The 6,707-nt window shown below is 51.8% G+C and carries 4 protein-coding genes; 2 read left to right on the top strand and 2 right to left on the bottom strand.

Features of this window, described 5'->3' with window-relative positions:
- Window positions 1-818: 818 nt before the first annotated feature.
- A complete protein-coding gene (locus tag Q4D85_RS03050; RefSeq protein ID WP_303198117.1) occupies window positions 819-2,117 on the bottom strand; it encodes an AAA family ATPase in 1,299 nt (432 codons plus the stop codon).
- Between the two features lie 217 nt (window positions 2,118-2,334).
- Here Q4D85_RS03050 and Q4D85_RS03045 point away from each other — a divergent pair, with 217 nt between their 5' ends.
- Complete coding sequence (locus tag Q4D85_RS03045; protein ID WP_303198115.1) at window positions 2,335-3,324, top strand: DUF6138 family protein; 990 nt, start codon at window positions 2,335-2,337, stop codon at window positions 3,322-3,324.
- Between the two features lie 107 nt (window positions 3,325-3,431).
- Here Q4D85_RS03045 and Q4D85_RS03040 read toward each other — a convergent pair whose 3' ends face one another.
- A complete protein-coding gene (locus Q4D85_RS03040) occupies window positions 3,432-5,471 on the bottom strand; it encodes a trypsin-like serine protease (protein ID WP_303198113.1) in 2,040 nt (679 codons plus the stop codon).
- A 289-nt stretch (window positions 5,472-5,760) separates the two neighbouring features.
- Here Q4D85_RS03040 and Q4D85_RS03035 point away from each other — a divergent pair, with 289 nt between their 5' ends.
- Window positions 5,761-6,660 carry an exodeoxyribonuclease III gene (locus tag Q4D85_RS03035; RefSeq protein WP_303198112.1) on the top strand — a complete coding sequence of 300 codons (900 nt, stop codon included), beginning with the start codon at window positions 5,761-5,763 and terminating at the stop codon, window positions 6,658-6,660.
- The last annotated feature ends 47 nt before the right edge of the window (window positions 6,661-6,707 follow it).

The following is a 6,707-nucleotide window of genomic DNA, read 5'->3' as shown; positions in this document are numbered from 1 at the left end:
GCACTTGTTGTCCTACGCCTCAACCACAAGAAGCTCTGGTGAGAAAACCTCAGTTTTTACCAGCTTCTTTTTCCAAGAAATCAGCAATGCTGAAGTGCACTGAGGGGTAATCCTTTTTAATTGGGCGGCCGCGGAGGTTACTCACGAATTTGTCACGGATTGAAGTCCGTGTCTCATAGTGTCCTTTTAGCTGTTCACGTTTATAAAGCTTGGCAATTTCCCCACGTAGAGAAGCCGCAATTTTTCGACGCATTTCGCACAGTTGGTCATTATTTAGATGCAAAATGTCATCCAATACCGTATTGGCTTCACATAGCTCACCGGGATGCGCACCAGGTCTGATGCAGATTGCGCCGTTTAGAGGATTTACGTGCACCAATGAGTCAAACGATCTGTTGAGATTTGGGTTAAGAAAGACAGAACAAATATCAATGTCTGCTTTCGAGCTGTCACAATGAAGCTCCGAGCCTTTTGTTTTATTACCAGCACAAACAAGTAGAAGATTATTGATAAGTAAGGTGGTGTCTTGTTCTCGTTTTAGATCTAATCGGGTTAGACAATCTTGGGTGAGCTTAACGGAACTCTGGGGATGAAAATGTTCGATTAATCGTCTCGGAGTCTCCTAAAGAGCATTCACAATACGCACACAAACCGTATTGGCGAAGATAGAGGAATTGCCGTAATTCCTCTTTAGCCTCGGTCGAAAGATGCTGATAAGGAGACTTTCCGCCATGCTGATTAAATGTTTCTTTTGCGACATAGATGGCCGTTGTTAGTGACTTCGGTAGAGTTACGTTGGGGTCGTGGGAGAACATTTCCTACAGATCCCAGCTCTCGATTTCCAAAACGGAATCGGCGTCGATGAGCTCCTCGTTAAATTCCTTGCCGCCCATCTTTTCATCCAGGTATTTTCGCAACTCTAGAGCTTTTATGCTTGTGCCTTCTCCTTTATAAACGAGAGCTAAATACTCATCTAACTTTTTTCGGTTTTCTGTGATGGGTTGAGTGTTTGTACGTTGAATCGTTTCAAGGATAACTTCAGGCCGTAACCCTTCATGGAACAAAGGGGTTTCGACTGATAAGCCAACAAGGTTACGCACACTGGAATTTGGAACTGAAGAAATAACGTGGGGACTGTGCGTAGTGAGAACAAACTGAACACCGGGAAATGTTTCACGCAGCACTATAGCAATTTCTTTTTGCCAAATAGGGTGCAAATGCAGATCGACTTCGTCGATGAGAACAATTCCAGGGCAAGAAAGTAGTGTTTCTGGTATCGTGATGGCGGGGTTGGCTCGTGCCAATCGGCTAGCAATATCAATGGTTAGCCCTGCTGCGATTTTTGTCCCTGTTGCAAGCATATCCAGGGGCATATAACCATAATCGTCATGCCGCAAAACGATACTTCCAACGGTCTCATTCCACTCAGGATCCTTCCAACCAGTAGGTTCCAATACCCGATTACAGGCATGAACTATCGCATTGAGATGTTGTATAGCGGCATTTCGTTTCTTCAAGCTCTCAATGAACAGCATTCTAAAATAACGGGAAAATCTATTAATGTCAGAACGTGGATCAAGTGCATGATCGTAGGCGCTAAAGCGTGAGCTTGGTACTGACCCCTGATTACGGATTTCACGTAGCAAACGTTCGACGCCGTAATATGCGATTATTGGTAAAACCGTGTTTGGTGTTGCATCTTTTTGAGCATTTTCACGAATGTTCGAAACAAAATCACGAAATTCTTTTTCTCCCATGGTCGTTCTGCTTTTTGCGGTGGGCTTAGACCTAGACCACGTCCAGTTCTCTCCGTCAACGATCGCGGTTACAGAAAGCTCGATTGGAAAACAGATATCCGTGGAAGCGATTGCCTCTACGGAATCTAAATTGGAAGGAATGCGTCGGGCATCTTCTGAGGTGAGGTTTTTCCCCTCATCGTTTAGCTGTTTCAAGATTACCGAGAGCATGACGGCCAAGGCGTCAAGAATTGTTGTTTTTCCTGAACCGTTTTCACCGATAAGCAGTGTTACATCTTGGTTGAAATCTATGGTGAAATTGTCGTATTGGCGAAAGTTTTTAATGGTCAGGGATTCTACAAACCATGTTTTTGAGTTCATGCTTTTATGCTCCGAGTTGACGCTAATTAATTTTATTTGAAAATGTTTCTTGAATATAGAAGCTTCAATAATAAATCATTTTTACCTGGTGAGCTTTACTTACTACACTAACAAAGCAGTCCGAACCTATGTTTCCCCAAACCTTTGATTGTGGAATCAGAGGTAGGGTTTTACAGGCGGGAAATATGTTTCGGATACTTAAACGTGGAGTTAAAACATGAACCCTACACTTGCTGGTTTCCGCACCACATTGATGACCCAATGGCGATCGGGTTTGGACGTTGCTTCGATGCTAGCGCTTGCCGATGCAACCACCCAGGATGCGGGAGGGGACGCTGTATCTTTCGTCCTTGATGAGTGGTTCGACCAGGCACTTGGCGCACAGTTGCCCGAATCAACGGCGGAGTTTGCCTGTCACGGTGCGGTATTACAGTTGAAAAACGGCTACTGTGGCGAAAACCCAGTGGAGCGGGTTTTTACTGCCGTTGCGGCCACTAATCCCGATGTTCCACCACGATTTCTGGAAACCGGTACTGGGCGGCTACCGCAGGAATTTCAGGCTGTCAGGTTTGATGGGCTTTCCATTAGCGCCAATGACGTCACGGGCGTCATTTCCATTGACTTCACCGTCGAGAATAGCCAGACAGTGCGGTTCGCGGTGGAGTTTTTAGAACGGATTCTTCGTGACACGGACTTCCCGAGAGAACTTAACATTCAAGTAACCGGCCTTACGGGGGATTACGTTCCCATGCCCGAGCTGCCGAAAATCGGCATGAGCCAATTGTTCATGGCCGCCGTTAGCTATCCGCCGGTACGGGTAAGTGTTGTCCGGTATGCGCGGGAGGCGATGAAATACGATTTCTTTTACGACTGCCCGGAATTGTCCTACGAGACAGGAAAGAACATTCAACTCGGTGGGGTAGCGGTGTTTGCGTTAGGGCTCACCGATCTGGGGGAAACTGATGTGGTTGGCGAATATATGGCGAGTTCCGGGTTGTGGGAGCAAAGTATGGAGCTTTACTTCCTGCGTGGCTTTGTACACATCCATGGGGGCACGCTTGCTGCGGTACGGCTCGTGGATCAGTGTCTTCAGCAAACAGAATTGGCACGTTGCAATTCTTCCGTGGTTGCGGAACTTCGGGCCTGGCGGTTAACCGTCGACAAGCACAGAGACGACTCTACGGTGAGGAACATAACTCGGCGGTGATTGGTTGCAGCTTTACGACGCCACCTCGGCGCTGGTTACCGAGAAAAAACCCACCGGGGCAATGATTGCCACCGGTGGGCACGATGACCGTTAGGAGTTTCCCGGGCCTAGAAACGAAGCGGCGCTGAATGCTGCCCCAACATACTGAGCAACCAACCACCGATACCGCCGCCAATGAGCGCTGCGATAATACCGATGATGGTTAGCCACGGCTTGGAATCTGTGGTGCTTGGCGGGGTCTGGTTTGCTTCTTCCAGCTTTTGCTCGGCAGCGCGGCGCTGTTCGCGTTCCTTCGCTAATTCCTCTTCCAACGTCGCCTGGGCGGCTGCATTGTCGCTGAGCTGGCGTTCTATAGCTTTACGACGCTGCCGTTCCTCATCAAGCTTTTCTTCAGCTTTGCGCTTCGCGTCCGCATTTTCTGTCAGCTGCCGCTCGGTTTCTGCGTTGTGCTCCTGTTGGGAACGCAACTTCTCTTCCAACGCGGTTTTCGCATCAACGGCTTCCGCCTTGAGCCGTTCGGCTTCGGTGCGCATGGCACGCTCGGCCGCCAGGCTTTCGTCGGCAGACTTCTTCGCAGCTTCAGCCGTGCGTTGCAGCTCTTCGGCAGCTTGGCGAGCGCTGGTAGCTTCTTCCGCTGCCCGTTCGGCTGCGGTTTTAGCGGTGGTTGCATCTTCGGCCGCGCGTTGGGCGGCATCTCTCGCGTTTTGTGACTCAGTGGCCAACCGCTGTGCGGCATCACGTGCGGTTTGGGCTTCCTTTGTCTGCTGCTCGGCGGTGTGCGCCCGCTGTAATGCTGCGGTTTTCGCTTCCTCGGCTAGCGCTTTCAACCGCTCCGCTTCCCGCTGCGCGGTTTGGGCTTCCTGGGATCGCCGTTCGGCGGTTTCTGCCCGTTGTAGGGCATCGTTCTTTGCCTTTTCGGCTTCCTGCTGGAGCCGGTGCGCCTCCTGTGCCTGTTGTTCAGTGGTGTTGGCGCGTTGTTCCGCTTCCGCTTTCGCTTCTTCGGCTTCTGCCTTGAGCCGGTCGGCTTCTTCCCGCGCGGTTTGGGCTTCGCGGGTGAGCCGCTCTGCGGTTTCGGCGCGCTGCAGGGCGGTGGCTTTCGCCTGTTCCGCTTCTGCTTTCAGTCGATCCGCATCCTGCTGTGCTGCCTGGGCTTCGCGCACTCGCTGTTCGCTGGATTGGAGGCGTTGTTCGGCGTCGTTCTTTGCCTGTTCAGCCTCGGTCTTGAGCCGTTCTGCTTCCTGCTTCGCGGTTTGCGCCTCCGCAGCGGTCCGTTCGGCATCTTCACGCGCAGTCTGCGCTTCTTGGGCGCGCTGCTCGGCTCGGTATAAGGCTGCTTTCGCCTCCTCAAACCGTTCTTTTGCGTCTTTGGTAGCGATATCGCGCTGCTGTCCGGCTGCGATAATTCGCGCATTGAGCTTCGCCAAAATTTGGGGGTCGATCTCTGGCATGAACTGAGTCGTGCGCTGTCTCGGCCTGGAATTGACAGCTTCGACGATCCAATCGTAGACCGCCGGAACGGAACTGAAATTGGTGTGGGGATTACCGGAAACAGACGACGTCACGCCAACGACCACGCCATTGAAGAACACCGGGCCGCCGGAATCGCCCGGCTTGTTCTGAGCACCGTCTTCGTTCTCGGTCACGAACATCTTCCCGTTATTGAACCCTGGTGTGTCATAGGTGCCGACAAACGTCTGATGGGATAGTTTGAGAAACGGGCCGGTACCGATGCCCCAACCGTAATTGGTCAGCCGATCCCCAGATTTAGGCAGTTCTTTGCCAATATCCGCATAGTGCTCAAGGTTGAGTCCGCGTGCAACGAAAATGAGACCAATATCGCCGGATGGGGAGGAACCGTACCAGGTTCCATTGATATCGGGAATGTACTTGTACTGGATACCGGTGTGAAGTTTGAAACTGTCTGAGTTAAGGACTCGGCAGTGCGCTGCGGTGAGCACCCAGTGTGGGTCAATAGCTGTCCCGGTACACAGGTTGCCTCCTTGTTTAATGCGGACAACTTTATTTGCTTCTATTTCGTATTCGTAGGTGCGGCGACCGCCTTCAAGGGCCGTGGCAGTTGGCGTGTGAAGGTACGAGGTAGCCGTGAGACACACGGTGGTGATAGCGAGTAATGCGCGTTTGAGCACTATTCTACTTACTTTCTCTTAATGTTTTCCGATTGCAGTATTGGTTGTCATATGCGTGAAAATCACGGTGATCTATATGATTAACCTGGCACTTTAGCGCCGTTCCAAAAGTGGCGGCATGGCTAATGTGTGAGTTTATTGCCATCATGAAAATAATAAAAATTCATGCAATATTAAGTTATATTTTATCTTTCGTGCTGCCTGCCGTCGGGAGCCCGGCTCGACGAGTGTGTGCCCGCAAGTTACTGTCGGGGTGGGGCAGTGCGGCGGATGTATTAGGGTGGTACCCATGCTGATTACGACCGTTAATGTCAATGGCATTCGTGCTGCCTGCAAAGAACGCAGTGAAGAAAACCTCGGATTCAATCCCTGGCTACTAGAAAAAGACTCAGACATTGTGCTGCTGCAAGAGGTACGTGCCAGCGAGAAAGACGCTCGCGCCGCGCTCGCACCCATCATTGATGCCGGGTGGCATTACTACGCAGCGCCCGCCGCCGCTAAAGGTCGCGCTGGTGTGGGGATCCTGTCTAAATGGGAGCTCGCTGATGTTCACATTGGCATTGACGATTTCGAAGATTCCGGACGCTATATTCAAGGCACCATCACCCAATTGGAACAGCCAGTGACAGTGGCATCGCTGTACCTGCCATCGGGGTCGGCCAACACCGAGAAACAGGACGAAAAATACCGGTTTCTTGATGTTTTTGAGGATTTCCTTGTCGATGCCGCACGAACCCACGAACACATGGTGATCTGCGGCGACTGGAATATCTGCCACCGGGAACAAGACCTGAAAAACTTCAAAACCAATCGGACCTCGTCCGGATTCTTGCCAGATGAACGGGCGTTCATGGATCAGGTTTTTGGAACCTTCCCGGATGGCACCACTCAAATCACAGATGCCGGGCATTGGGCGGGCGCGGTGGACTACGTCTCGGATAAACGTCGAAAAGCGGCGGTCGACCCGCAATGGTTCGATGTCGCGCGCAGACTGCAGCCCGAGGACGCCCCCTATACCTGGTGGACGTATCGCGGCCAGGCATTCACCAACGACGCCGGCTGGCGCATCGATTACCATGCCGCCACCAAGGCGATGCTCGACCGGGCGGTGGGCGCCGACGTGTTCAAAGCCCGCGACCACGCCATGCGGTGGAGCGACCACGCGCCGCTGACCGTGGAATATCGATAGGGGTCAACCTTTAGAAAAACCGCGCAAAGTGCGGTAGGTTGAGTTTG

This window comes from Corynebacterium sp. (assembly GCF_030532965.1).
Lineage (GTDB): Bacteria > Actinomycetota > Actinomycetes > Mycobacteriales > Mycobacteriaceae > Corynebacterium.
This window is presented reverse-complemented; position numbering and strand designations above follow the sequence as displayed.

Coding starts and splice junctions, on each gene's coding strand:
- Q4D85_RS03045 (WP_303198115.1), top strand. CDS start 2,335: ATGAACCCTACACTTGCTGGTTTCCGCACCACATTGATGACCCAATGG.
- Q4D85_RS03050 (WP_303198117.1), bottom strand. CDS start 2,117: ATGAACTCAAAAACATGGTTTGTAGAATCCCTGACCATTAAAAACTTT.
- Q4D85_RS03035 (WP_303198112.1), top strand. CDS start 5,761: ATGCTGATTACGACCGTTAATGTCAATGGCATTCGTGCTGCCTGCAAA.